Genomic DNA, 24,700 nt, shown 5'->3' on the forward strand with positions numbered 1-24,700 from the left:
AAGTTCGATCCCGCCCGGAGCGCGAAATCATCGCCGAGACTGTGATATTCGTGATCCGGGTGCACGGACCGCCGTAACATGTCGTCGGCAAAGTACCCGAGATGTTGTCGACATCCCAAATGCCGCCGTCAAGGCTGAACGTGCTCTCCGGTCATCACCCGCCCATAGGTGAAGTAGTGCCCCTGCCCTTGCCGCCCGCGCAGCCCCGCGCGGGCCGGCAAGGCGTGTGGGTGTCACCGGCCGACTGGACGGACCGAAGCTAGGCGGGATGGGGCGCGACGGGCGCCTCGTTACCCTTGGTGATTCGTCGGGATTGAATTCGCCATTCGCCGCTTACACGCACTAATTCGTCATGAAATCGCCCATAGGCCGCCACCGTCAACACCTCCGCTCCGTCTTGAGCGACTTGACGCAGGTACATCCAGTCCGATACCGCGCTCGCGGTATCGCCGGCAATGGTGATCACCGCATTGTCGGATAAATGCTTCGATTTCCCCTTAGTCCCTGAATACCCCTGGAAGAACGCTCGGAGCTGCTCACGGCCCGGGAAGTACACACCCTGCCGCGCGCTGTATAACCAAGCATCGTCGGTGAATAGGGCCAGTAATGCATCGATGTCCTGCGCTCCACCCGTCCCGTCCAGATAGTGACAGTATTGACCACATAAACGTCGTATTGCTTCTTCGTCCGTGGTGGTCACGATCATCTCCTCACCGGTCGGTCGGGCCAGGCATCGGTTGAGTAATGCGTGCAGTCGTTCCCAATGCCGGTCCGCCCCGCGCGCGTGGTAGACGGAGCGCCCGGCAAAGACGAACCCGTGCCTGGTTCCGGGGTAGATCTCGACTTCGGCTCGCGCACCGGCGCGGTCCAGCTCCCGCCTGAAATCGGCGACCATATCCAAGCTCATATATCTGTCCTGCTCGGCGAAGCCGAAGTACAACTCGGCATCCGTCGCCTTGCCCAGCAGATGCCAGCTGTCCGCCTCATCGGTCGTGAACCCGGTGCCGTGAAACGACGCCGCAGCTGCAACCTTGGCCGGGAACCAATGCGCGGCATTGACGGCGTACTGGCCACTCATGCAATACCCGACGGTTCCGTACGGACCCCGCACCGCAGCCTGCGCATCGAGAAAACCCATAACCGCTGCGGTGTCAGCGGCAACGTGTGGCCTACTCAACGTCGCTGCGAGACCGGCGCAATCATCGGCATGGACATCAACGACTCCGGCGCGGTAGTACAGGTTGGGCAGGGCGACGTAGTAGCCACTCGACGCGAGCCTGCGAGCCATGTCCCGCAATTCATCTCGGATGCCGTACGCATCCATGAACATGATCACCGCAGGATGCGGGCCGCCCCGCTCCGGTTGGCACACAAACGTCGCCATCACGCCGTCACTCGTTGCCAGCTCTATTAGCTCTTCATGCATTGCACTCTCCAGCGATCACAATCGAACTCGGCCAGCATGCCCTCATCGGGAAGGCCTGACAGGTCCACCGCGGCAGACTCGAACGAGCAGCTCAACGCCCACAAGGCTGCGCCCGACCACGTGATTGGTGGCGCGCAACAACGGACTGCACTGCGCCGCGCGTGTCCTGGATACAACCATCGGCAACACCAGGACGTATATTGTCTGATGTTTGACATATCGTCAAGCTACTCTGAACAGGCTAGCCAGGCACTGTCTGACAGCGCTGGTCGTGTCGGCGGGTCGCAAGTCGGGTAAAGTACTACCGCTACGCGTTGGCCCCGAGCCGGTCATCAGATGGCTCGGGGGCACGGGTCTGCCCACTTCGAAACCGCCGGATAGCCGCAGGCATCGCCCCTAGTCGAAGAGGATTCACGGATGGCAGCAGGTACGCCAAGTGCCCCCCGAGGCGGCAGCACCCAGGCGTTTACGCCGGCGCCGGTGCTGCGGCCGCGCCAACAGGTCGAGAATCAGCTTCGTTCGGCGATACTCAGCGGCACCTTCGGCAGAGGCGATCGACTTCCCAGCGAGACGCAACTCGCCGAACAACTGCGGGTAAGCCGGGCAACGGTTCGAGAGGCGCTGCGGAGCCTGACCCAGGCCGGGCTGATCAGAAAGGAGGCCGGCGCCAAGGGCGGCTCCTTCGTCGAGGATTTTGATCATCACACGCTCGGCAATCTCCTGGTCGAACGACTGAACAACACGCTTGAACTGGGCAGCATCACCTATGCCGAGGTCGACGCCTTTCGCAACATCCTGGAAGTGCCCGTGGTTCGGCTGGCCGCAGAGCATCGAGACGAGCTTCACCTGGCAGCTCTGCGCGACGTCATCGACCACGAGAAAGCGGCCGCGGTAACCGATCCCGCAATCTCCGAATACAACAGAAACTTTCACACCATCCTCGCCGACGCCTCAGGAAACAGGCTGCTGGCCGCCTTCGTAGCGGCACTACATCGGCTGGCACAGCCCTTGGAATTCATCGAGACCTCTCCGGAACTGGGGCGACGCGCAGTCATCCACCACATCGACATCGTGTCCGCGGTCGCCGCTCACGACGCCGACGCGGCCGCCGAGGCCATGCACAAGCACCTCAACTATCTGCGTGACCACGCCCGCAGCGGCCAGCAGGTCGAGCCACCCTCGAAGACGAGCTGATGCATACGCGACACACCGAGCGCGGACGCGGCCGGCTGCGTGCCGATAGAAGCTGACGAAACCTGTAGTGCCGATTCCGCACCATCTCCTGCTATTGTCTGACTATTGACCGGTCAATAGGTGATCCCTGTATCGCTCTTTGAGCAAATGGGTTCAACTTCCCGACCGTCGTATTCGCTTCGGCACGCCCAACGAGAGGACTCACCGTGGCCTTGAACCCTGCCCGGACCCGCTACGTGTACGTCGTTCGTTCCGTATTCACCTCGCCGGAGCACGAAGCAGCGTGGAACGACTGGTATGACAACGTGCATCTTCCCGACCTGTTGAGCGTGCCGGGTTTCGTGAGCGCGGTGCGTTATCGCCAGCTCGGCACCGAAGGCCATTATCTGGCTATTTACGAGATCGAGAACCCACAGGTCTTTTCTCAGCCCCGGTACGCCGAGATCACCGGCTGGGCCGAGTGGGAGCCGATGATCGCGGAGTGGTCGCGCTCGATACATATGATCGACGGTGAACTCCCGGTGATTAACTACGTCACTTCGTGAGACGTCGGGGCAACGTGCCTCGCATCAGACACGGGAGACCCGCAACAGAGCGCCAGGTAGTCCAGCGGTGTAACAACTCTCAGCTCGCGCCACTCGTCGGCGCCGCGGCGAGGGGCGTCGACGAGTGCGATCGGCTGCCCCCGGGGGCGCGGAGTTTGCGCTTCTCAGCTTCCCCGGGTGGGGTCATTGGCAATTGGTTGAGGATTTCACCGCAGCGGGGCACCGTGAAATCGGGCAGCTGGCCCGTGCAGGAGTCTCGCAACTCCTGCGGCCTGAGGGCCTGAGTGGCCAAGGCGGACTTTGGCACAGCGGCGACCATGACCTCCTCGCCAGCGACTTCGTACGGAATCGCGCAGGCCGCAGCGAATTCCACTCCAGGATGGGAGCGACCGCGTCCTCGACTTCCCTGGACGTGATGAACTCACCGGACTGGCGGACCGTATTGTCGATACGGTCCGCTGAACCTCAGAAGGCCGGAAGCATCCAGACGCCCCCGGTCGCCGCTGTGATACCAGCCACACCATGAACGGCGGGATCCGGGTCGTTGAGGCAAATGTCGAAGCACGCTATCGGGCTCGTCTGTGCGGATACAGATTTCGCCAATCTCGCCAGTGGGCACCGGGCTGTCGTCGACGTCGAGGATCTGTAAGGTCGAACTCGAGCGGGATTCTGTCCGCACGATCCGATCCGACGTGGGCCATGAAGCGATCCCCAGGCAGGAACGGTCAATTCCGGTGAGCCGCAGCCGTCGAGGCGTCTTAAGTCGAGTCGCTCCTCGAATCAACTTGCGCCGGATCCAAGTGAACGTTAGTCAGGCGGCCGTGCATAACAAATCGCCTGTGGCAAAAGGGCTTCCCGAGAGCAATTGTCAAAAGTACGTATTGACGTCGGTGTGAATCCGTGGCCTCTTGATGTCGTGGCGATCAGCTGTTGACGCAGGGGAATGGGCCAGGGTCAGGTAAGGCTGTTTGCCGCCGCATGTTTCCAGCGCCTGGGTGGTTGTCCGTGGTGGCGGTGGAATGCGGTGGTGAACGCGTAGACCGACCCGTAACCGATGTGAGAGGCGATCTGTTCGGGGGTTTCGTCGGAGGTGAGCAGCAGATCGCGGGCCAGGGTCATACGCCAGTCGGTGAGGTAGCGCATGGGTGTTTGTCCGAGCATTTGCTGGAACGCGCGGGCGAAGTTGGCTCGGGACATGTGTGAGGTTCTGGCGAGTTCGACTACAGTCCAGGGCTTTTCCGGCTCGCCATGAATGGCCTGTAGGGCTGGCTCCAGGCGGGGATCCGCTGCCGCGGCACGGAACCACGCTGGTGGATTGGGGCTGCGTCCCAGTCCGGAACGAAGCCCGAGCACCACGAGCACGTCGAGCAACCTGTCGAGGATGGTCTGCCGTCCGGGCTGCTCGTGCGCCATCTCTCGTGATAGCAGCGAAACCACGGCGTGGATGGGATCGTCGATGCTCGCCGGCAGCGAAAGTACTGGGGGAAGAGCGTCGACTAAGCTTCGCCCGATATCACCGGCGAAACGGTAGGCGCCGCAAAGAAACACCGCAACGCTGTTGCCGGCCACGTATTCGTCGGTATCTGGCAGCGACTGGAATTCTTCGTGTGTGACGCATGGCGCACCGGGTTGGTGAGCGATGAAATGGTCGGGGCCGCCGCGCACCAGGGCCAGATCACCGGGGCGTAGTTCGGTCGGGCCGTCGACGCCGTCGACGCCGTCGACCCAGAGCCATGCGGTGCCTTGAATCACTGCGTGGACAGCCAACTGGATCGCACCCGGTAATCGCAGCCCCCACGGGGGCCGCGCTGTAGAGCGTGCGAAGACACCGCCGGACGCGCGGGCACGCATCAGATGCTCTTGAAGAAGATCCATATTTTGAGCGTCTTACATAATCCATGGGGTCTCAATGTCATTAAGACACCCACCATGGCGCGTTCGTATTAACTCATTAACAACATGGAAAGACCCGTCCTGGTTCTCGGCACCACCGGCAAGACCGGGTCGCGGGTGGCCGCCACATCGTCACACCAAGGGGTGGCAATGCGAACCGCGTGACGGCGTGGAACGCAGGTCCGGTTCGACTGGCAGGAAGGTAGGAGCCGACCACCGTTCGGGTCAACGCGTGTAGTGCGGCGAACAGCGTGGTGGCACCGTTTGCGGTTGTAATCATGCCGGTGTAGATCTTGCTGGCATCGCCGTTAGCAGCATTGACGCATCCCGCCACCGCCGCGGCAGATAAGCCCAGCGGCCACGCACCGGCACCGCCCACAAGTGATCAGCGGTGGAAGTGAGCGACCAGCGAGGTGGAGCAGCGCTCGGGCCGGGCCTCGGTGGCGCCGGCGGGCGGTGACGCGCATCTAGCTCGATGCCCCTCGTGGCCGGGCCGGGCGGCGTCGTGGAGTAGGAAGGCTTCAACTGGTCGTCCCGGGTGGGCGCCGCGCATCAAATGCAGTGCTGGATATACCGCGTTGGCGTAGCTTGTACTTCTCGACCTTCCCGGTCGTGGTCAGCGGTAGTTCCTCGACGAGATCGATATACCGCGGGCGCATGTATCGGGGCACAGCGGTGTTGCACCATCCGAATAGTTCCGCGGCACTTAGGTCGTGGCCCGGCCGGGTGATGATCGCGATGGCAATCTCCTCATCCCCGAGGTCCGAGGGCACACCGTAGGCGGCCGCCAGCGACACGGCAGGGTGATTGACGAACAGCTGCTCGATCTCGTAAGCGCTGATGTTCTCGCCCTTGTGCCTGATGACATCACCGATCCGATCGGAGAACCACAGACGATCCTCGTCGTCGAGCCAGCCGCGGTCACCGGTGTGGAACCACAGGTTGCGGGTTGACTCGGCGGTCTTGGCTGGGTCGTTGAGGTAGCCACTGAACATCGCGTACGGCTCGTCGGCCCGAACACAGATCTCGCCGATCTCACCGACAGCGACGGGTAGATCGTTGCCGTCGACAATACGAACGTGGTAGCCATCAAAGATGCGACCCACGGCGTTGCTGGTGTCGTTCTCGTCGGTATTCCACGCCACGATCGAGGCTTCCGTTGAGCCATAGCAGTGCATCAGCTGCAGGCCGAAACGCTCCTCGAACGGTCGTTTGATGCCTGCGGGAATCGGCACGCCGAACCCGACTCGCAGTGTGTTGTCCGCGTCACCGGCGGTCTCCGGGCTTTTTGCGAGCAACACCAGCATGGCCCCTACGAAGGGCAGGATGGTCGCCCCGGAGGTGTTGATGTCGGCCCAGAACGATTCCCTGTTGAACCGGGTGGCTAGATGCACCGTTGCTCCGGATACTAGGGCCGGCATGACGCCATACGCTTGGGCCATGTTGTGGTGCAGCGGTGTCGCGACGTAGATGATGTCGTCGGCTGTTATGCCTGCGCTGACAATCGCCTGGTAGGCGCTCATGTAGTGGTGGCCGTGGCTGATCATCGCCCCTTTTGCCGGGCCCGTCGACCCGGAGGTGTACATCACCACCGCCTGATCCCACATGGCCACCGCGGGCAGTTCGACCTCAGACACGGCTACTGGGCGCTCGTCTACAACGCCCGGTGCCCATTCGTGAAGCTCGAACGGAAAGCCCGCGGGAATCGGCTCGGGCAGACCATCAAGCACGACAATGTGCTCAAGGTGGCTCAGTGCGTGAGCCACCGCCACGAGTTGGTCGAGATCTGAGGCCTGCAGCACCAAGACGCGGCATTGAGAATGATTGAGAATGTGGGCCAGGCGCTCAGCGCTGTTGTTGGGGCTGACCGGGACCTCGACCGCACCGATCGTGGCGACCCCGAACCAGCTGACCACGAACTCCCGGCGATTTGGCAGCATGATGGCTACCCGGTCGCCGCGCTTAACGCCGAGATGAGCTAGCGCGGCGCCCAGGGCGACCGCGTCGTGGTACGCCGCCGCATACGTCATCTCCCCGAATTCGTCGAGCAGCAGTGCGTGTGAGCCTCGCAGTCGGGCATGCAGTGCAAGCAGAGCTGGCACAGACCGTAGCTCAGGTGCGTGAGGGACCATCGTTGCCTGCTACTCGGCGCCGTTGTCGCGCAGCTTAGGTTTAACGCCGGGCGACGCAGGCGACGGCGTCAGGCAGTGACACATGCCAGGCCCATGATCTCGCGGTATTCGGCGGGAGTCGCGACGTCGCGGCCGAGCAAAGTGACGACGTCGCGCGCCGTCTCGAACGCTTGAAGGTTCGATTCGATCTTCTCCTGCCGGTGCGGCCACCGCCAGACCGTGTCCTCCATACCGACACGGATGTGCAGACCCATCATGGCAGCCATGGTGACCAAGTAGGACGAGGCCCTTCCGGCTGAGCACACCAGCATCTTGGCCTCGGGGTCAACGTCGCGGATCGCGCGCGTCACCCGCTGCAAGCCGTCGATCATCTGCAGCGGGTTGTTCATCGGGGAACATCCGGGCAGTGCGGGCAGGATGCACCAGATCTGGCCGGCCTTGAGGAGGCCACTGGCAAACAGGTATCGCTTGGCATTGTCGACATCGGCATCGGCGTACACCGCGATGATCGGGGCGGCGCCCGCCTCGAGGACGAGGCGGGTCTTCTCCAGGATCATCGGGGCAGGCTTGGCGAACAGCGCGTCGCCGTTGTAGACCGCCGCGGTGTTGATCGGAACAGCGTCGAGGATCTTACGGTCCAACGCGATCTTCATCTGCTCCCATTCGCCGGCGAGGGCACACACGTAGCAGCCATCGATGCTGAGGCCCGGGAACTCCTCACGCAGCGGTAGCACAACGTCTTCGAAGCGCTCGACGGAGAGCGTGTTGTAGCCACGGTCGTCGCGGACGTGGAGGTGGATGGCGCTGGCGCCGGCGTGGACGCACTGGCGTGCGGCCTCGAGGATTTCGGCTGTGGTCTGCGGCTGGTTCGGGTTTGCGTGCCGAGTAAAGAACGCACCGGTAATAGCCGACTGGACAACGATCTTCTGCGGAATGTCCCAGGCCGGTTGGATCTCGCCGTCGTGGAAGAGTGAGTGCTCCGGGTCGGTGATCTCAGGCAGCCCGTACGGCCGCCAGATCATCCGATACTGGTCGCGCTCCAAGCCTCTAGCGACCCGATCCCAGTGAACAGTGTCCGACATTGCGACTGACTCCTTCTCAAACATGCACCCGATCAGCCCACCCTGTCGGAGGGCTCGCAACTTGTGAGGCCACCGAACGCGGCCCGCCTCGCCGACCATAGGCCCGCACCAGACTATCGTCAAGTGTCAGACAATTAATTCACCGAGATAGATGGCATGAGAATGAGGGTTGCGCGGAAACTGTAGAAAATGTTAGTCATATCTGGGCACGTGCCGCGACTTCCCCACCCACTTGGCCGCGGCACGTTGCTTGCTACCTCGACGGCCAACCGCCACCGAGCCTTGAATACGTCGCCGCACGTCCATCAAGGTTTGGGGCGCCTCACATGTAAAGGCAGACGATGGCGCATGTACCCGCAGACGAAGCGTCAGCGGATCAGGCTGCGATTCGCGACGCGGTCGACACCTTCGCGCAGCGATACCTGACATCGCAGTACCTCGAGCAGTGCGATCGCGAGGCGGCGTACCCACGCGAGGCAATGGACGCCCTTGCCGCGGGCGGCTGGAGCGCACTCCCGGTGCCGGAGGAGCTGGGCGGCGCGGGCGCCAGCATCACCGCATTGATCACCTTCCACGAGGCGCTGGCCCGCCACAGCCTCGTCGTCGCACAGGCCTATTTCTCGATGTGGGTCCTTGGCGCCGATGCGGTGGCCCGGTTGGGCACACCGATGCAACAGGCGACCTGGCTTCCACAGATCAGCAACGGCAAGGGTTTAATCGCGTTCGCGCTGACCGAACCCGAGTCCGGGTCAGACGCCGCGGCGCTGCGCACGACGGCCACCCGAACCGACCACGGGTTCCGCGTATCTGGGCAGAAGGTGTTCATTACCGGCGCGGCTATAGCCAATGTCATCGTGACAGCCGTGCGAACCGGCGACACCAAGAGCAAGCATGCGGGCATCTCCATGCTGATGATCGACCCTCGCAGCGAAGGCGTGACCATCAGGAAGTTGTCCAAGCTCGGGATTAAGGCCCTGGACCTGTGTGAGGTCTACTTCGACAACGTAGAAGTAGCCGCCGACGACGTCTTGGGAACGGTCGACCGGGGATGGGCTGAGCTGCAACCAGGGCTCGCGCGCGAGCGAATCTTCTTGGCCGCCATCGCTACTGGGGGTCTGCGCGATGTTTTCGAACGCACCCTCAGCTACGCGAAATCACGACAGTCGTTCGGCAAGCCTATCGGCGACCACCAGCTGATCGCCGCCAAGCTCGTGGATATGCACATCGCGCTGGAAGCGTCCAACGGGCTCATCGCCAGGGCAGCACGCCTCATCGAGAGCAACCATCCGGATGCGGTCATGGCGGCCTCGGCCACCAAACTGTTCGCCACCGACGCCTACGTCAGTGCCACCCGCCAAGGGATCCAAATCCACGGCGGCTACGGCTACACCGATGATTACCCGCTAGCCCGCCACTATCGCGACGCCAAGTACCTCGAGATCGGCGGCGGTACCACCGAAATTCAGAAAATCGTCGTCGCCCGCGGTCTGGGACTGCGGCCGTGAGCCCCATGCCCGAAGCGTTCGATCTGAGCGGACAGGTCGCGCTGGTCACCGGTGCCGGCCGTGGCCTAGGGGCCGAAGCTGCTCAATCCCTGGCCCAAGCCGGCGCGCTCGTGGTGGTGACCGGCCGCTCGCTCGACGCCATCAACCACACCTGCTCATTGATCACTGATCGGGGCGGCCGTGCGCTGGCAAAGATCCTCGACGTCAACGACGAGCAGTCCGTCGCACAGGTCATGGCCGAGACCAATACCGAAGCTGGACGGCTAGACATATTGGTCAACAATGCCGGCGTCGAGCACGAGGCCAAGGCACTGGACACGACGGCCGCCGATTGGTCCCGTGTCATCGACACGAACTTGGGCGGCACCTTCCTCTGCACCCAAAAGTTCGCATTAGCCGGCGATTCCACCTCTCCTCGCACAGTGATCAACCTTTCCTCGATCACCGCCACCGCGGCGGTCAAGGGACAGGCCGCCTACTGCGCCAGCAAGGCGGGCGTCGAGGGACTCACCCGAGCCCTCGCGCTCGAATTCGCCCCCCTGAACATCCGGGTGAACGCGTTGGCGCCAGGCTACTTCCTCACCAGCATGTCGTCGCTGGTCGCCGACGATCCCGAACTCGCCAAGCGCGTGGTCCGCAAAATTCCGCTTCGCCGCTTCGGCGCGCCCGCAGAGATCGGCGGGCCCATCGTCTTCCTCGCCAGTAGCGCATCGAGCTACATGACGGGAGCGACGCTTCATTTCGACGGAGGTTATACAGCTCAATGAACGGTGTGAGGAATCCATGAAGAGGTTCACTGAACGGACAGCAATGGTCACCGGCGCAGGCGGTGACATCGGGGGTGCTACGGCGCTTCGGCTGGCGGAAGAAGGCGCGTCACTGATCTTGGTCGACCGCAAGGTGGAGCTGCTCGACGAGATCGCGCAGGCATGCCGCGCCGCTGGAGCACAAGTGTGGACTTCAGCTCTCGACCAGAGCCGGCACCACGAGGTGGCCGACATCGTCAACGGTCTCGCCGAACAAGCCGGCGGCCTCGATGCGCTGTTCGCCAACGCCGGGTACGGCAAGTTCGGCAAGCTGCTCGATTCCGACATGGGCAGTTGGGACCGTCACGTCTCGGTGAACCTGAATGGCACATTCGCCGTCACGCAGGCCGCCGCTCAAGTGATGGCTGCCGCCGGACGCGGCGGATCGATCGTCATCAACGCATCCAGCGGCGCATCGCAGTGGTGCGACCTACTGGGCGCCTACTGCGTCACCAAGGCCGGGCTCAAGATGCTCGCCACCGGACTGGCAGCCGAGCTCGGCGTCTACCGGATCCGCGTGAACGCGGTCATGCCGGGCGTAGTCGAGTCCGGCATGACCGCACCGATGCTCAGCGAGGAATCACTACGCCGGGCACTGCTATCCGAGACGCCCACCGGAAAGCTCGGGCGCCCCGAGAACGTCGCAGCAACGGTCGCGTTCCTGCTCAGTGACGAGGCCGAATACATCAACGGCCACGCAGTCATGATCGACGGCGGTCAGACCATCCACGGCCATCCGCGATGGTTCCAAACCGACTACACCAAAGAGGGCCAGGACGAGTGGGAGCAGGTGAAATGAGCGACGTAGCAACGATTCCCACCAGCACTGGGGATAAGGCCGACCGCCGCCAGGCGCTGATGAGCCCGCAGCGAGCAACCTCGCAGGTGAGCGACGGTATGGTCGTCGGCATCGGCGGGTTCATAAACTCAGGTCATCCAATGACGCTGGTGCGGCAGCTGATTCGCGATGGCAGACGAGAACTGACCGTGGTCGGCGCCGCCTCCGCCGGTCTAGAGATCGACCTGCTCATCGCCGCGGGCTGCGTCCGAAAAGTCATCTCGCCCTATATCGGCGCGGAAGGCCTCGTCGGCATCGGGCCGGCGTACCGACATGCCGCACAGGCCGGAACGATCGAGATCGTCGAGACAGACGAAGCGCTCTACTACGCTGGGCTACGCGCCGCCGCCCAGTGCTTGCCGTTCAACCCGTGGAGCGCGGGCCTCGGAACCTCCATCCCCACGGTCAACCCCTCAATCACCGAGTTCAACGACCCGATCACCGGTCGGCGGATGCTCGCCGTTCCAGCAATCGACATCGACGTCTGCTTCCTGCATGCTGCAGCCAGCGACCCGTACGGCAATGTGCAGCACCACGGAACCAGCTACGGAGATACCGCACTGGCCGCAGCCGCCGACGTGGTAATCGCCTCAGTAGAGTCCGTCGTACCCGTGGAGTCTGTACGCGCCAACCCTGCCGCCACAACCATTCCCGGTGCCGACGGCGTCGTGCGCGCCCCGTTCGGGGCGCACCCGTTCTCCTCCGACGGCTACTACGTGCCCGACCGCACCCACATCGACGAATACCTCAAGGCCGCGAGCGAGCTCTTGCGGTCCGGCACTCGCACACCCGTCGACGCCTATCTCGACCACTACGTCCTCAGCACCACCGACGACGTCGAATACCTCGAGCGGGTCGGCCTGCGCCGACTGTTATCGCTACACGAGTTCTAGGAGCCCATCACATGACGGATCTTCACGAAATCTGTCCCCCAGACGACACTTTGGACCACGACCCGACGCCGCTAGAGATCATGGCGACTGTCATCGCCCACGATCTGCGCGACGGCGAGTGGGTGGAAGTCGGTGCCAACCTGCCCGTTCCGCGGGCAGGCGCGCTCCTCGCCCACCTCACCCGCGGCCCAAACATGACCGTGATGCTGGCCATGACCAAGGCATATCTGCGCAACGAACCCGTGATCCAGGACTTCGAGTACATCACCGACGTGTCCGCGATGCGGTGGGCCGAAGCGTACTACCGACACGACCGACTCCTCGCCGAGCAGCGACGGCGGCGGGCCCGGGGCGTGTTCTACTGCGGTGGCCTGCAGATCGATGCCTACGGCAACGCCAATCTCATTGGCGTTGGCGATAATTACAACTCGCTCGCGCTACGCGGACCGGGAACCATCGGCACCTGCAACGCGACCTTCCAGAGTTCGCGGTGGCACTTGGTGACCACGGCCCATAGCCCCCGGGTCCTAGTCGAACAGTGTGACTTCGTCTCCGCGCTCGGCTACGGCCGGGGCGAGCCGGAGGCGCGGGCCGACTTAGGCTCGGCCAATGGCGGGCCGACATCGATCATCACCCCGATGTGTGTGTTCGGGTTCGACCCGACCACCAGGCGCGCCGTCCTGCACTCCACCCACCCCGGCGTCACGGTCGACGAGGTGCGCGCCAAGACCGGCTTCGCCTTTGACGCGCCGGAGACTGTCCCCGTCACCGCCGGTCCGACCGAGGACGAACTGAGAATCCTGCGTACCCGTATCGACCCGCAGGGCGCGCTCCGCTGACGGATTCATCTGTCCGCCACTACCTACCGCGCCCCAAATCTGATGAAAGGACACTACGCATGGCTGCGTTTTCCACCCGCGTGAGCGAGGTCGGCCCTGGAACCGTGAACCTGCGGGGATACTCACTCGCGGCAGTCATGCGCGAGTTGAGCTACGCCGAAGGCGCCTTCCTCACGCTGGTCGGCCGGCTCCCCTCGGCCGAGGAGACCCGACTGATCGACTGCATCTTAGCCAGCCTTCTGGACCACGGCTTCGTCGCGAGCACCATCACCGCGGCTCGCTACATCGCATCGGGCAATCCGCAGTTCATCCCCGCCGTCGCCGGCGGCGTCCTGGCGGCAGGCAGGAACACACTCGACCCCGAACATTCCTTCCACATGCTCGAGCGGGCCGAGGCGATCCGAGCCGGCGAGAACCTCGACATCGAGGCCGCAGCCGAGCGTGTCGTGCAGGAAGCGCGTGCCGAGGGCCGACGCCTGCCAGGCCTTGGACACCCCACCCACAAGGCCAGCGACTTCCGTTCCGACATCCTGTTTGCGCTGGCAGCCGAGCTGGGGCTGGCGGGCGAATCGATCGCCCAGTTCCATGCTATCCAGATGGCGTTCGCGGCGAGCAGCGGCAAATTCCTGCCCATCAACATCGACGGCGCACTCGCGGCGGTGTGTAAGGACCTCGGGCTCTCGCATCTGCAGACAACCGCGCTTGCGGTGCTGTCCGTGCTGCCCGGCCTCATGGCGCACGTCGTCGAGGAGATCGAGGAGGGGCGGCCGCTGCGCCACATCACAGATGGCGAGTATGTCGGCAACAGCCTGACAGAACTCGACCACGGTCGCGTGTCATGAAGATCGGCATCCACCTGCCGCAGTGGGGTCAGGACGCCACGCGCGACGGCGTGCTGGCAGTCGCACAAGCCGCCGAGGCCTGCGGCTTCGATTCGGTCTGGGTCGCCGACCACGTCGTCATACCTGTGACTTCCGAGACGAAGTATCCCTACATGGACGGCGGCACGCCGTTCGAGCCTAACGATGGCTTCCTCGAAGCCTTCACCACCCTGGCCATTGTTGCCGGTGCGACGCAGCGCATCCGTGTGGGAACCAGCGTCCTGGTGATGCCGATGCGTGACCCGGTCCTCACCGCAAAAGTCACCGCGACATTGGATGTCCTGTCGGGCGGACGATTGGTCCTGGGTATCGGAACCGGTTGGTGGCGAGAGGAATTCGAGGCCCTGTCGGCCACGTTCGAAGGCAGAGGGAGCCGGATGGACGAGCAGATTCAACTCATGCGTGCCCTCTGGACCGGTCGGTCAGTGGAGTTTCACGGCACCCACTACGACGTGAGGCCCGTCTTCTGCCGCCCCGCACCGACCCGCGCCGGCGGGCCACCGATCTTGGTCGGCGGCATGTCGACTGCGGCCATGCGTCGTGCCGCCCACTTGGGCGACGGCTGGCACGCTGTTGGCGCGTCGCCTGAGCGTATCGTTGCTGAGCGGGAGAAACTCGCCAAGTTCGCCGAACAGGCCGGCCGCTCAATCGACCAGATTCCGATCAGTGTCTCAACCGGCGTCAGTCAGGACATCAAACGCACCGTTGCCCGACTTCAGGGGTTGGCAGAGGCCGGAGTCGAACTCGCAGTTATGGCAGTCAGCTCCAACACGACGTCGGCCATCATCGCCGAGGTGGAGCAGATCAGCCAACAGCTCAACCTCGTCGCAGACTCCGCCTAACCCCCAATTGGTCCGAGCCACATGCCACAACCGGTCACCCGCCAACCGAACGCCAACCCTTCAGCGTATGGCGGCCGACGCCTACAGGCTGTCCAGCCGTCTGAATCTTTTTGCCCGGCAACGTGTCACGCGCCCATCCCGTCGTCGCAGAAAGTCGGATAGTCAACTATGCCCCAGACAGTTCGTGGAGTCGTCGCCCTCAGCTCTGACGAGCCGGTCAGGGTGTCCGAGATCATCATTCCCGATCCCGGGCCGGGGAGGTGGTCGTAGCCATTGCAGCTAGCGGCGTCTGCCATACCGACATGGTCTACAGCGAGGGCGGCGTCACCGACGAGTTCCCCTTCCTCCTCGGTCACGAAGCCGCGGGCACCGTTGAAATTGTCGGCGAGGGTGTTGATTCAGTGGCGGTCGGCGATTTCGTCGTCCTGAACTGGCGTGCGGTGTGTGGCCGTTGCCGAGCCTGCAAGCGGGGACGCCCACAGTACTGCTTCGATACATTGAACGCCGCCCAGCCAATGACCCTGCCCGACGGCACAAAACTCACCGCCGCGCTCGGCGTCGGTGCCTTCAGCGAGAAGACCCTGGTTCACGCGGGCCAATGCACCAAGGTCGATCCGAATGCCGATCCAACGGAGGTCGCATTGATCGGTTGTGGTGTCATGGCCGGATTCGGTGCGGCAGTCAATACCGGCGGTGTCGGCCACGGCGATTCGGTGGCCGTGATCGGTTGCGGCGGAGTGGGGAGCGCCGCGATCGCGGGTGCCCGACTGGCCGGTGCCACAAAGATCATCGCCATCGATCGCGACCCCCGCAAGCTGGCATGGGCAACCGAACTCGGTGCTACGCACACCATTGACGCCACACAAGCCGATCTGGTTACCGCCGTCCGAGACCTCACCGACGGCTTCGGAGCCGACGTGGTTGTTGACGCCGTCGGCCGGCCCGAAACCTGGAAGCAAGCCTTCTATGCCCGGGACCTGGCGGGGACGTTGGTCCTGGTCGGCGAGCCCACCCGGGACATGCAGCTCGTCATGCCATTCGTGGACTTCTTTTCGCATGGCGGCGCACTCAAGTCATCGTGGTACGGCGATTGCCTTCCCGCGCGTGACTTCCCGGTACTGGTCGACCTGTACCGGCAGGGCCGATTCCCACTGGAGAGATTCGTCACCGAACGGATCGGGATCGAACAAGTCGAGGAGGCGCTGCGCGCCATACGCAACGGTGACGTCCTACGCTCGGTGATCGTGCTGTGAACCTGGGCCCGTACCCGATCGTGGAATCATCTGCACACCAGCTGATTTCGAAAAGCGCCGCGGGGCACCGCGCCGCGCCTGACGACAACAGCGTAGGGGTCGCAACAAGGTAGGAGGAGATCATGTTCGTTCATCAGTTCCGATTCAGCTTCAAGGACGAGTCCACCGAAGAGCAGCGTGCAGAGGTACTTGCCATCCTGCGGCGGATCGCGTCGGTCGACTCGGTGAGCTTCGGGGCAGTCGGCCAGAACTTGGGCGACCCGGTCGAAGGCTTGACACACGCCTACTTCGCCAGCTTCGAGGATCTCAACGCTTTCGAACGCTACCTTTATGAGCCCGTACATCTGGAGGGCGACCCGCAGATCGTCCCCCACTTCAAGAAGCTGGCGATCGGTCCCGAGATGTCAGATGACATGGACCCGGATCTGAACGCCAAGGTGGCGGCACTGCACGAGCGCAAGATGGCCAAGTACCCGGAATGGGGGGCTCTCATGGCCGTCGTCCCCGAGATGCGATTCGTCTAGGACCCGGTCGCCAGCGGCACGACTCAACGTGAGCCATCCGCTGCCTCACACAAACTGGCCCGGCCGCTATGGCGACGTGGCAACACTCATCCGCCCACCGACATGCCGACGGTGGCCCGACCGCAGAGTCGCCCCGCACCCAGCGTGGGTGTGCGATCAACGAAAGGACGCTCATGTCCCACCTCCTCCACATTGACTCCTCCGTCCGGGGCGACAAATCGGTAAGCCGCCAACTGACCGCACGCGCGGCCGCCCGATGGCAGGCGGCACACGCGCAGGGAACAGTCACCTATCGCGATCTGGCCGTCGACCCGATCCCGCATCTCGACGCCAGCACGGGGCTGGCGCGCATGACACCCGCCGAGCAACGCACCCCGGCCCAGCACACCTCGTTCGCGCTGAGCCAGCAGCTCATCGACGAAATCAAGCTGGCTAACACCGTGCTGCTGGGTATGCCGCTGTACAACTACGGGCCTCCAAGCACCGTCAAAGCGTGGGTGGATCACATTGTGGCCCGTGGTGTGGCCATCGGCGCCGATGGCGCCGGACTCCTCGGTGACACCGAGTTCATCGTCATTCAAACTCGCGGTGGGGGTTACGGTCCCGGCACTCCCCGCCACGGATGGGACCACGCTGAGACCTGGTTACCCCACGGTGTTGCGCCGATCGGCCTACAGCCGCAATTCATTTCAGCAGAGCTGACCAGTGCCGACACCTATCCGCACATGGCCGACTTGAAGCCACAGGCCAAGGAAAGTCTGGATCGCGCCATCTCTCAGATCGATGCGCTATGGGAGTCAGCCGGGAACGTCGCCTAAATCCCGGCAAACGACGGTAGGTGGTCAGGCGTGTCTGTCGCATCCATCTTGCCGACACGGTGAGATGCGCACGCCGCGCGGCTCGCTATCAAGTACCGAGGCGGTCCATCAGTGCCGCAACCAATGGCGGCGCCTGCGTAGGTGCTCCTCGCGGGAAAAGCCTGGCCGCTGCGGGTATGCAGTTAGTCCGCTGGCAGTCGGACCGCTCTGTCCTGAGGGGTTTGGAAGTCTGATATCCATCGCCCGAGCACCAAGGGTTTGGGTCCTGAGTCGTTAATCCGCTGACAGAACCTTCCGACGCCGGAAGGTGTGGTCGGAAGTTTGGTCGAGATGTAGCGGCGAGGATTGTCGCTCCACATGTGGATTCAGCACCCGATGTCAGCGTTGAGTTGGCACAGGATTGCGTGGCTCGGCGTAGCCTCTTGGTCCTCAGTTCAGCGAACCGGCGCTCGAAGAGGTTGAGCCTGCACGAGCTGGTCGGGGCGATGTGCAGCAAGCGTGGTGCCGGCTCCGGCCGAAAAGGTAGTTCCGGGGTGAGTCTAGCTAGCTAGTCAACGTCGCAATAACGACGGACCACCGGAGGCTAACGGTGCCGTGAATAGTTCGGCAGGGCACATGAACACCAGGCACCCCGTGATCAAGACCACGGTCGGCAGCCCAAACGTTTCGTCTGGCTCGACCTCGGCCCCAAATTAGACGGGAGGGCGCGACCCTCACGATGTTAGCCGTCGACCAATCCCCGCCTCTTCCGTCACAGGCGGCTTTAGCGCACCTGCCGCGTGATCCACCCAATGGTTCACCCGTATGCAAAATGAGCGCATTGCGTAAACAACTGAGCGGCACGATCATTGATCCGCATCCAGCGCCGCGGCGAAGATAATGTCGTGACTAACACTAATGACCGCCCAGTATTGGTACTCGGTGCCACAGGTAAAACCGGCTCTAGCGTGGCCGCCGCACTCAAACAGCGGGGCGTCAGCGTTCGCACTGCCGGGCGGCATGACACCGATGTCCAGTTCGATTGGGACGACCCGACAACCCATGCACCAGCACTCGAAGGTGCCGGCGCTCTCTACCTACTCTCACCCCTCATGCGCACCGACTACGCTCCGATCGTCTCAGAGTTTCTTGACAAGGCGGAACGCGCCGGAGTAAGCCACGTGACCTATCTCAGCGCCTACGGAATGGAACACGCCCCGGCCGAGGTCGTCATCCGCGCCGTCGAACTCGACTTGGAGTCGCGCTCGGGACTGACGCACTCGTTCATCCGGCCCTCGTGGTTCATGCAGAACTTCAGCACAAGCTTCCTAACTCCCGTGAACGACGTAATCGCTGTGCCAAATGGCGACGGCGCCGAGGCCTTTGTCTCCACCGACGACATCGCGTCCGTAGCAGCCGCCACGCTGGCTGACCCCGCCGCACACGCAGGCAAGTCCTATGCGCCGACAGGTCCAGAGGCATTAACCATCGGGCAGGCAGCAGAGATTATCTCCGCCGCAACCGGACGCACCATCACCTACTTCCCCATCGAACAGGATGCGTGGATCGATGCCATGCTTGGCGCCGGCGTGCCAGAGGACTACGCGGCGATCCTGCGGCTGTTGACTACCACAGTGGCCAGCGGAAATGGATCCCAGCCCAACGGTGATATCCAGGCTGTAACTGGTCGACCAGCCACCACCTTCGCCGAGTTCGCTGCCAACGCTGCCTCCGTCTGGACGTAATCCCGCTACCGACACGAAGGAGTCGCTATGAGCACGATCACCACCGCAGATGGCACAGAAATTTTCTTCAAGGACTGGGGTGACGGCCAGCCGATCGTTTTCAGTCACGGCTGGCCGCTTTCCGCCGATGACTGGGACACCCAAATGTTGTTTTTCCTACGGCACGGCTACCGCGTGATTTCACACGATCGGCGCGGACATGGGCGATCCAGCCAGGGAAGCGACGGACATGATATGAACCACTACGCCGATGACCTCGCTGCACTGACTGACCACCTGAACCTGCAAGACGCGATCCACGTCGGGCATTCGACAGGAGGCGGTGAAGTGGTGCGTTACATCGCACGCCACGGCGAGGACCGTGTGGCAAAAGCAGCGATCCTGAGCGCAGTGCCCCCACTGATGATGCAGACAGATGCCAACCCCGGTGGTCTCCCGAAATCAGTCTTCGATGATCTCCAGACGCAACTGGCGGCTAACCGCTCAAAGTTCTATCTAGATCTCGCATCCGGGCCGTTCTACAACTTTAACCGTCCGGGCGCGAAGCCCTCGCAGGGCATCATCCAAAACTGGTGGCGCCAAGCCATGATGGGCGGCGTAAAGGCCCATTACGACGGGATCGCGGCGTTCTCCCAGACGGACTTCACCGAGGACCTAAGGAAGATCACCGTGCCGGTGCTGGTCATGCACGGCGACGACGACCAGATCGTGCCTTTCGCGGATTCCGGACCGCTGTCAGCAAGACTGCTCCAAAACGGCACCCTGATGACATATGAAGGTTTCCCGCACGGGATGCCAACCACGCACGCCAGCACCATCAATGCCGACCTCCTCGAATTCCTCCGCGGTTAGTAGTAGCCGCAGCGGAGGTTTGACAGACGGACATCGCCGTGGGGGGCTCGGGCTGGCGAGAGCGCCTATGGCCGTTGTGGTGTCGCCGGTGCCTTGATCCGATGCGGGCGCCTTAGGTATCGAGATCTTATTCGTTGAGATGCCAATGAATGGACGTGAGCGGACCCATACGGTGATTCGCGCCGGGCTGCCACTCACCTTGGGCTCTGTGGCTGCTTGTTCACCGGGGAGATGGCGTCGGGTTCGAGCCAAAGCTGCATGGTCGTGTGCGAGCGTCTGTTGCCGCTGTACACCGGTGCTAAGCACACGGCCATCCAGGCCCCATCGTTCGCGCGGCGAATCCACGCGACCTGCCGGCCGGGTGTCTGGCCTTCAAAGGCCACCCCGCCAGCTTTGATGTGCATTGCCAGCTCGTCGCGTCTCGGTGTTCGGCTCAAGGCGGGAAACGCCTTGAGCGTGTCGATGAGCACCGGTCGGTCCACCAGGTGCAGCGTTCGATACCCGCAGAGTTCCGGCTCCCACGACGATGTCTTGAGTCAAGAATTTGGCAGGTTTTGGTCGTCGAGGTAGGCCTGTTTGGGGGTGCGGTCGCCGAGGGCTTGGTGGGGGCGGATGGTGTTGTAGATGATGCGGAAGCGGTGGACTTCCATGTCGAGGTTGTCGCCGTCACCGATGTAGCCGCGGAACAGGTGCTCGTATTTGAGGGTGCCGAAGAAGCGCTCGACCACGCCGTTGGTCTGAGGAGATTTCACTCGGGTGCGCACGTGCCGCAGCAGTGGATCGTTGTGGTCGGCGAACAGCGCCTGGAAGTCCTTGCCGCGGTAACAGGGCCCGTTGTCGGAAACGATCGCGATCGGGGCGGGAATCTGGCCGATGATGTTTTCGTCGGCATCGAGCACGTCCATCAGGCCGCGATCTGCGCGTAGATCGTCGAGGCCTAGGACGCGTTGGGCTTCGTCGATGGCCAGCTGGACGCAGTGCACCGCGTCGATGCCGCGGCTGGTTGGGGTGACGGTGATGGCCAGGCAGTACTTGGTGGCGTAGTCGATGACGGCACTGATCCGCCAGATACCGCCGTTGGTGGTCTCGAATTCGGAGAAATCGGTCTGCCAGACGCGGTTGCGTTCGGTAGGCGGGTCAGCGAACACTTTGCGACGAAGCACCGCCCAGGATTTGCGGTCAGCCCGAAAGCCTTGCGGCAGAAGCAGTCCCCGGCGCCGCAGGGCTCGGGCCACCGAGGAGCTCGTCACCTCATGTCCGTCGGCGCGCATCAGCGCGGCGATCTTGCGGTACCCCCACGCCGGCCACGCCTCGGCGTACTTGGCGGCCAGAGCCTCGATGCGATCGACCACCGGCGCCGGCCATGGGCCCTTGACGGAATTACCGCCGCGTAGTCGAGCCAAACGTCGCCTGTAGGTGCGTTCGGGAATGGCGCCAGCGCGGCGAACCTCGAAACCGGCAGCCCCGCCGCCTCTCTTAGGGCTTCGAGGTCTTGGAAGGGACCTGATCGATCAGCGCGGCACCGCGCTGCCAGATCCGCAACTGCACAGTGGCCTCAGCCAGAGCGAGTTTGAGTTCCTGGTTTTCCTGTCGCAGCCGGCGCTGTTCGGGGGCACCGGCCCGTCCTGCGGGGCCGCTGGGCACTTCTTCGAGCCGCTCAGCGCCGGCCTCCAGAAACTGATGCTTCCACCGGGTCATCGTCACCGTGGTGACCCCCGCAGCGCCGGGCGGCTTCAGCGCAGGTCATTTCCCCGGCCAGCACCGCCAGCACCAGGCGGGTCTTGTCCGCGGCGGGGACCTTCGTGCGTCGCGATCGAGCCATCTCCACAACCTTCCAGCCGTGGCCGCAGTTATCCACAACGTTGCGACCCTGCCAAAAAGTTTGAGTCAGTGGAACGAGAATATATCGAGCATGCGTTCGAGTAAGACACTTCGGCCGGGGTCCGTCGACATGGCCTGCTTCAACCTGATGTTGGGTGTGGAATAACGGCTGGTGCGGCCGAAGAATCACGGTATGAGCTTGTTTCGCGCCACCGCTGCGGCCGCTACGTGTTGTGTTCTGGCGACCGGATGCTCACCGTCTTTCGTCGGAAGTGCACAGCCGGCCGGCGGGGCAACCAACGCAGTGATCGTGCGGGTGATCGACGGCGACACCGCGGACGTCCGCCAAGACGATCGCGGCCGGCTCAGGATTCGGATCCTCGGTATCAACGCGCCGGAGACGCACCGCAAAGGCTGGTCGGTGGGCTGCTTTGGTCCCGAGTCGACCACGTGGGCCGCCTCGTTTCTCCCTGTAGGACAGCGGGTTTCGATTACCGGTGACCCGACGCAAGACGCCACCGATCGCTACGGTCGGACATTGGCCTACATCGGGATGCCAGACGGTCGTGACTTCTCCATGGAATCCGTGCGTGCCGGCATGTCGAAAGTGGTCACCTACGGCAAGCGGCCGGTCGAGCGCTTCGACGACCTCGCCGCGGCCGAGGCCGCGGCTAAAGACCAGCACACCGGACTGTGGGGCGCGCCATGTTGGGGCAACACGGACTCAGTGCCCGTGTAGGACCTGCTGCCGCGGGTTCTGTCGCGACGACGGTGGGTGCGTCATGCGGTGAGGTGAATGTTCTTGTGCCTTTTGCACTTTCCGATTGTGGCCGGTGGCTCGGCTGCGCGCTAGACACCGGCCTCCGCTGCGCTCCGGGCCCTGCGGGCTCGCAGACTTTTCCCTGCGCTCGCCGCGCTCGCTGGCGCTCCCGTGGCTTCGCTGGGAAAACTCTGCGCCCGGGTCTTGCACTCCGCCGTGCCCACACCGGCCCAAATCTTCAGTGCCAAAAGGCAAAAAGAACGGGCGGCCTCCGGGTCACCCACTTCACCGGAAGGTACTGACATGGCCGACACCACCTCCCAGGCAGTTGTTGAGACCGAGCAGTTCGGCACGCTCGAACACCTCGATCCGGCGACGCTGGACATCGATGACAACGTGCGCGATGACGCGACCCTCGACAAGACGTTTGTTGCGAGTATCGCCGAGAACGGTGTTCTAGTGCCGATCACCGCTGTACGCAGCGCCGAGGACCCCAGTGTGATCCGGGTGCGCAACGGGCAGATGCGCACCCTCGCGGCCCGCGAGTTGGGTTTGACCAGCATCCCCGTTTATGTGCTCCCGTCGAGTGCTGCCGACGCCAGCGAGGAGACCGTCGAGCGGATCGTGCATCAGATCGTCACCAACGACCGGGTCAAGGCACTGACCGAAGCCCAGCGGGTGCGCGGTATCCAGCAGATGCTCAATGCCGGAGTCTCCCAAACCAAGGTCGCCAAGAAGTTGTCGGTAAAACGGGAGACCGTCAAAGCCGCTGCGGCAGCAGGTAAGTCGGATGCCGCGATGACTGCTCTCGGCAGCGGACAGCTCAGCTTGGAAGAAGCGGCGGCGCTCAGTGAATTCGACGGCGACGACGACGCGATCGAAAAACTGATCGCGGTTGCTGGCACCAGCCGGTTCGCCTACAAAGTCGAAGAGTTCCGACAGGCGCGGGAACGCGACCGCGCGTACGCCGCAGCCGTGCAGGACTTCACGGAACGCGGCTACCGGGTTATCGAGCACGACGACCTGCCTGCGTGGGGCGACCTGTCGTGCGTCGAGCTGGGCTCTCTGCTCACACCAGACGGAGAACCAGCCACCGAAGCCGCGATCACCGATCCCGTTCACTGGGCCGTCGTTCTCTACGAAGAAGACGGGCACGCCGACGCCGAAACCGGTGAGATCGTGGACCCCGACACGGTCGACTGGACCACCCGTGGTGACATCGACGCCACCCCCGAGGACGGGATGCGCCACGCCAACACGGTGGTCGACGCGACCATCTACACGCCCGACTGGTACTGCCTGGACTACCAGGCCGCAGGCTTGCAACTGTGCCAAAAGCTGTTGGACAGGGTCGAAGGCGCTGCCGTCACTGAGCTCACCGATGCGGACGGAGACGTTGAGGACGAGGACATGCGCGCACAGGCCGCGCAGGCGGAGGCTGACGCAGCGGCCCAGCGGGACGCAGAACTGCGGCGCGAACGGCGCAAGGTCATCATCCTCAACCGGATGGGCGACTCAGCCGCACACGTGCGCCGAGAGTTCGTGACCAAGCTGCTCACGCGCAAAACGCCGCCGAAAGGTGCGGCGATCTTCGTCGCCGACTGCCTGGTCCGAGACCCCGCACTCATCAAAGAGTTTCACGGCGCGACCCGGACCGCGAAGATGCTCGGAGTGGACTCGACCGCTGAGCTCAAGAAGCTGGTCAACGATCTCGCACCGACCGCTGATGGTCGGGCACAGGTCATCACCCTCGGGCTGGTGCTCGGAGCCTTGGAGGCCCGTACACCCAAGGACGCCTGGCGCTACCGCGGGTACGACGAGGTCAAGGCCGCCGACTACCTGCGATTCCTGGTGGCCAATTCCTACGAGCTGACCGACGTCGAGCAGATCATCGCCGGTGAGCGGACCGCCGACGAGGTCTACGACGCCACACTGCAATCCGACGAGCCCGACACCGAGGGCCACGACGATGAATCGGCCGAGGAATCCGACTAGCTAGCCGGTGGGGGGGCGGGGGGGCCCCCCCCCCCCCCCCCCCCCCCCGCGGGGGGGGGGGGGGGCCCGGCCGGCGG

23 protein-coding genes and 1 pseudogene are annotated in these 24,700 nt (G+C 63.5%); 16 read left to right on the forward strand and 8 right to left on the reverse strand.

Annotation, left to right across the window (positions count from 1 at the left end):
* Window positions 1-259: 259 nt before the first annotated feature.
* Entirely contained in the window at window positions 260-1,426 is a 1,167-nt protein-coding gene (locus tag BST13_RS32100) for a dienelactone hydrolase family protein (protein WP_083169330.1), read from the reverse strand.
* Window positions 1,427-1,843: 417 nt separating this feature from the next.
* Between BST13_RS32100 and BST13_RS32105 the strand changes: the two genes are divergently transcribed.
* Entirely contained in the window at window positions 1,844-2,620 is a 777-nt protein-coding gene (locus BST13_RS32105; protein WP_083169332.1) for a FadR/GntR family transcriptional regulator, read from the forward strand.
* Between the two features lie 206 nt (window positions 2,621-2,826).
* Window positions 2,827-3,165, forward strand: a complete 339-nt coding sequence (locus BST13_RS32110) for a DUF4286 family protein (RefSeq protein ID WP_083169334.1) — start codon at window positions 2,827-2,829, stop codon at window positions 3,163-3,165.
* Window positions 3,166-3,244: 79 nt separating this feature from the next.
* On the opposite strand, the gene BST13_RS40490 is transcribed toward BST13_RS32110, so the two are convergent.
* From BST13_RS40490 to BST13_RS32130, 4 genes are all read right to left on the reverse strand, one after another.
* Window positions 3,245-3,538, reverse strand: a complete 294-nt coding sequence (locus tag BST13_RS40490) for an AMP-binding enzyme (protein ID WP_083169336.1) — start codon at window positions 3,536-3,538, stop codon at window positions 3,245-3,247.
* A gap of 581 nt (window positions 3,539-4,119) precedes the next feature.
* A complete protein-coding gene (locus BST13_RS32120) occupies window positions 4,120-5,040 on the reverse strand; it encodes an AraC family transcriptional regulator (RefSeq protein WP_083169338.1) in 921 nt (306 codons plus the stop codon).
* 539 nt (window positions 5,041-5,579) lie between these two features.
* A complete protein-coding gene (locus tag BST13_RS32125) occupies window positions 5,580-7,160 on the reverse strand; it encodes an AMP-binding protein (RefSeq protein WP_158087231.1) in 1,581 nt (526 codons plus the stop codon).
* Between the two features lie 98 nt (window positions 7,161-7,258).
* Complete coding sequence (locus BST13_RS32130; RefSeq protein WP_083169382.1) at window positions 7,259-8,272, reverse strand: beta-keto acid cleavage family enzyme; 1,014 nt, start codon at window positions 8,270-8,272, stop codon at window positions 7,259-7,261.
* 341 nt (window positions 8,273-8,613) lie between these two features.
* On the opposite strand from BST13_RS32130, the gene BST13_RS32135 reads away from it, so the two are divergent.
* From BST13_RS32135 to BST13_RS32190, 12 genes and pseudogenes are all read left to right on the forward strand, one after another.
* Window positions 8,614-9,777, forward strand: coding sequence for an acyl-CoA dehydrogenase family protein (locus tag BST13_RS32135; protein WP_083169342.1), 1,164 nt, complete (start codon window positions 8,614-8,616; stop codon window positions 9,775-9,777).
* Between the two features lie 5 nt (window positions 9,778-9,782).
* Window positions 9,783-10,544 carry an SDR family NAD(P)-dependent oxidoreductase gene (locus BST13_RS32140; RefSeq protein ID WP_083169344.1) on the forward strand — a complete coding sequence of 254 codons (762 nt, stop codon included), beginning with the start codon at window positions 9,783-9,785 and terminating at the stop codon, window positions 10,542-10,544.
* Between the two features lie 16 nt (window positions 10,545-10,560).
* Complete coding sequence (locus BST13_RS32145; protein ID WP_083169346.1) at window positions 10,561-11,382, forward strand: SDR family NAD(P)-dependent oxidoreductase; 822 nt, start codon at window positions 10,561-10,563, stop codon at window positions 11,380-11,382.
* The gene (locus BST13_RS32150) at window positions 11,379-12,314 is read left to right on the forward strand and encodes a CoA transferase subunit A (RefSeq protein WP_158087232.1); all 936 of its coding nucleotides are present in this window, start codon (window positions 11,379-11,381) and stop codon (window positions 12,312-12,314) included. Before BST13_RS32145 ends, BST13_RS32150 begins: the two co-directional genes overlap by 4 nt.
* Before the next feature lie 11 nt (window positions 12,315-12,325).
* Window positions 12,326-13,153, forward strand: a complete 828-nt coding sequence (locus BST13_RS32155) for a CoA-transferase (RefSeq protein WP_083169350.1) — start codon at window positions 12,326-12,328, stop codon at window positions 13,151-13,153.
* 137 nt (window positions 13,154-13,290) lie between these two features.
* Window positions 13,291-13,995 (forward strand): citrate/2-methylcitrate synthase, encoded by a 705-nt coding sequence (locus BST13_RS32160; RefSeq protein WP_158087233.1) that lies wholly within the window; start codon window positions 13,291-13,293, stop codon window positions 13,993-13,995.
* Window positions 13,992-14,876 carry an LLM class F420-dependent oxidoreductase gene (locus BST13_RS32165; protein WP_083169354.1) on the forward strand — a complete coding sequence of 295 codons (885 nt, stop codon included), beginning with the start codon at window positions 13,992-13,994 and terminating at the stop codon, window positions 14,874-14,876. Before BST13_RS32160 ends, BST13_RS32165 begins: the two co-directional genes overlap by 4 nt.
* Before the next feature lie 168 nt (window positions 14,877-15,044).
* A pseudogene (locus BST13_RS32170) lies at window positions 15,045-16,129 on the forward strand (S-(hydroxymethyl)mycothiol dehydrogenase).
* Window positions 16,130-16,251: 122 nt separating this feature from the next.
* Window positions 16,252-16,653: a Dabb family protein gene (locus BST13_RS32175; protein ID WP_083169356.1), complete on the forward strand. Its 402-nt coding sequence runs from the start codon at window positions 16,252-16,254 to the stop codon at window positions 16,651-16,653.
* A 173-nt stretch (window positions 16,654-16,826) separates the two neighbouring features.
* Window positions 16,827-17,471, forward strand: coding sequence for an FMN-dependent NADH-azoreductase (locus BST13_RS32180; RefSeq protein ID WP_083169358.1), 645 nt, complete (start codon window positions 16,827-16,829; stop codon window positions 17,469-17,471).
* An 884-nt stretch (window positions 17,472-18,355) separates the two neighbouring features.
* Entirely contained in the window at window positions 18,356-19,195 is an 840-nt protein-coding gene (locus tag BST13_RS32185; protein ID WP_083169360.1) for an NmrA family NAD(P)-binding protein, read from the forward strand.
* Window positions 19,196-19,222: 27 nt separating this feature from the next.
* Window positions 19,223-20,047 carry an alpha/beta fold hydrolase gene (locus BST13_RS32190; RefSeq protein ID WP_083169362.1) on the forward strand — a complete coding sequence of 275 codons (825 nt, stop codon included), beginning with the start codon at window positions 19,223-19,225 and terminating at the stop codon, window positions 20,045-20,047.
* A gap of 194 nt (window positions 20,048-20,241) precedes the next feature.
* On the opposite strand, the gene BST13_RS32195 is transcribed toward BST13_RS32190, so the two are convergent.
* The 3 genes from BST13_RS32195 to BST13_RS32205 all read right to left on the reverse strand — a co-directional run bounded on the left by BST13_RS32195 (window position 20,242) and on the right by BST13_RS32205 (window position 21,745).
* Window positions 20,242-20,529, reverse strand: coding sequence for a hypothetical protein (locus BST13_RS32195; protein ID WP_245839896.1), 288 nt, complete (start codon window positions 20,527-20,529; stop codon window positions 20,242-20,244).
* Between the two features lie 54 nt (window positions 20,530-20,583).
* Window positions 20,584-21,450, reverse strand: a complete 867-nt coding sequence (locus tag BST13_RS32200; RefSeq protein ID WP_211296241.1) for an integrase core domain-containing protein — start codon at window positions 21,448-21,450, stop codon at window positions 20,584-20,586.
* Window positions 21,451-21,523: 73 nt separating this feature from the next.
* On the reverse strand, window positions 21,524-21,745 hold the full coding sequence (locus BST13_RS32205) for a hypothetical protein (protein ID WP_083169366.1): 222 nt from the start codon (window positions 21,743-21,745) through the stop codon (window positions 21,524-21,526).
* 316 nt (window positions 21,746-22,061) lie between these two features.
* Here BST13_RS32205 and BST13_RS32210 point away from each other — a divergent pair, with 316 nt between their 5' ends.
* Both BST13_RS32210 and BST13_RS32215 read left to right on the forward strand, forming a co-directional pair.
* Window positions 22,062-22,607, forward strand: coding sequence for a thermonuclease family protein (locus tag BST13_RS32210; protein ID WP_083169368.1), 546 nt, complete (start codon window positions 22,062-22,064; stop codon window positions 22,605-22,607).
* A gap of 324 nt (window positions 22,608-22,931) precedes the next feature.
* Window positions 22,932-24,623, forward strand: a complete 1,692-nt coding sequence (locus tag BST13_RS32215; RefSeq protein WP_083169370.1) for a ParB/RepB/Spo0J family partition protein — start codon at window positions 22,932-22,934, stop codon at window positions 24,621-24,623.
* The last annotated feature ends 77 nt before the right edge of the window (window positions 24,624-24,700 follow it).

It is taken from the genome of Mycobacterium aquaticum, from assembly GCF_002086485.1.
In the GTDB taxonomy this organism is placed as follows: domain Bacteria; phylum Actinomycetota; class Actinomycetes; order Mycobacteriales; family Mycobacteriaceae; genus Mycobacterium; species Mycobacterium aquaticum.

Coding starts and splice junctions, on each gene's coding strand:
- BST13_RS32100 (WP_083169330.1), bottom strand. CDS start 1,426: ATGCATGAAGAGCTAATAGAGCTGGCAACGAGTGACGGCGTGATGGCG.
- BST13_RS32105 (WP_083169332.1), top strand. CDS start 1,844: ATGGCAGCAGGTACGCCAAGTGCCCCCCGAGGCGGCAGCACCCAGGCG.
- BST13_RS32120 (WP_083169338.1), bottom strand. CDS start 5,040: ATGGATCTTCTTCAAGAGCATCTGATGCGTGCCCGCGCGTCCGGCGGT.
- BST13_RS32130 (WP_083169382.1), bottom strand. CDS start 8,272: ATGTCGGACACTGTTCACTGGGATCGGGTCGCTAGAGGCTTGGAGCGC.
- BST13_RS32135 (WP_083169342.1), top strand. CDS start 8,614: ATGGCGCATGTACCCGCAGACGAAGCGTCAGCGGATCAGGCTGCGATT.
- BST13_RS32140 (WP_083169344.1), top strand. CDS start 9,783: ATGCCCGAAGCGTTCGATCTGAGCGGACAGGTCGCGCTGGTCACCGGT.
- BST13_RS32145 (WP_083169346.1), top strand. CDS start 10,561: ATGAAGAGGTTCACTGAACGGACAGCAATGGTCACCGGCGCAGGCGGT.
- BST13_RS32150 (WP_158087232.1), top strand. CDS start 11,379: ATGAGCGACGTAGCAACGATTCCCACCAGCACTGGGGATAAGGCCGAC.
- BST13_RS32155 (WP_083169350.1), top strand. CDS start 12,326: ATGACGGATCTTCACGAAATCTGTCCCCCAGACGACACTTTGGACCAC.
- BST13_RS32160 (WP_158087233.1), top strand. CDS start 13,291: ATGCGCGAGTTGAGCTACGCCGAAGGCGCCTTCCTCACGCTGGTCGGC.
- BST13_RS32165 (WP_083169354.1), top strand. CDS start 13,992: ATGAAGATCGGCATCCACCTGCCGCAGTGGGGTCAGGACGCCACGCGC.
- BST13_RS32175 (WP_083169356.1), top strand. CDS start 16,252: ATGTTCGTTCATCAGTTCCGATTCAGCTTCAAGGACGAGTCCACCGAA.
- BST13_RS32180 (WP_083169358.1), top strand. CDS start 16,827: ATGTCCCACCTCCTCCACATTGACTCCTCCGTCCGGGGCGACAAATCG.
- BST13_RS32190 (WP_083169362.1), top strand. CDS start 19,223: ATGAGCACGATCACCACCGCAGATGGCACAGAAATTTTCTTCAAGGAC.
- BST13_RS32205 (WP_083169366.1), bottom strand. CDS start 21,745: ATGACCCGGTGGAAGCATCAGTTTCTGGAGGCCGGCGCTGAGCGGCTC.
- BST13_RS32210 (WP_083169368.1), top strand. CDS start 22,062: ATGAGCTTGTTTCGCGCCACCGCTGCGGCCGCTACGTGTTGTGTTCTG.
- BST13_RS32215 (WP_083169370.1), top strand. CDS start 22,932: ATGGCCGACACCACCTCCCAGGCAGTTGTTGAGACCGAGCAGTTCGGC.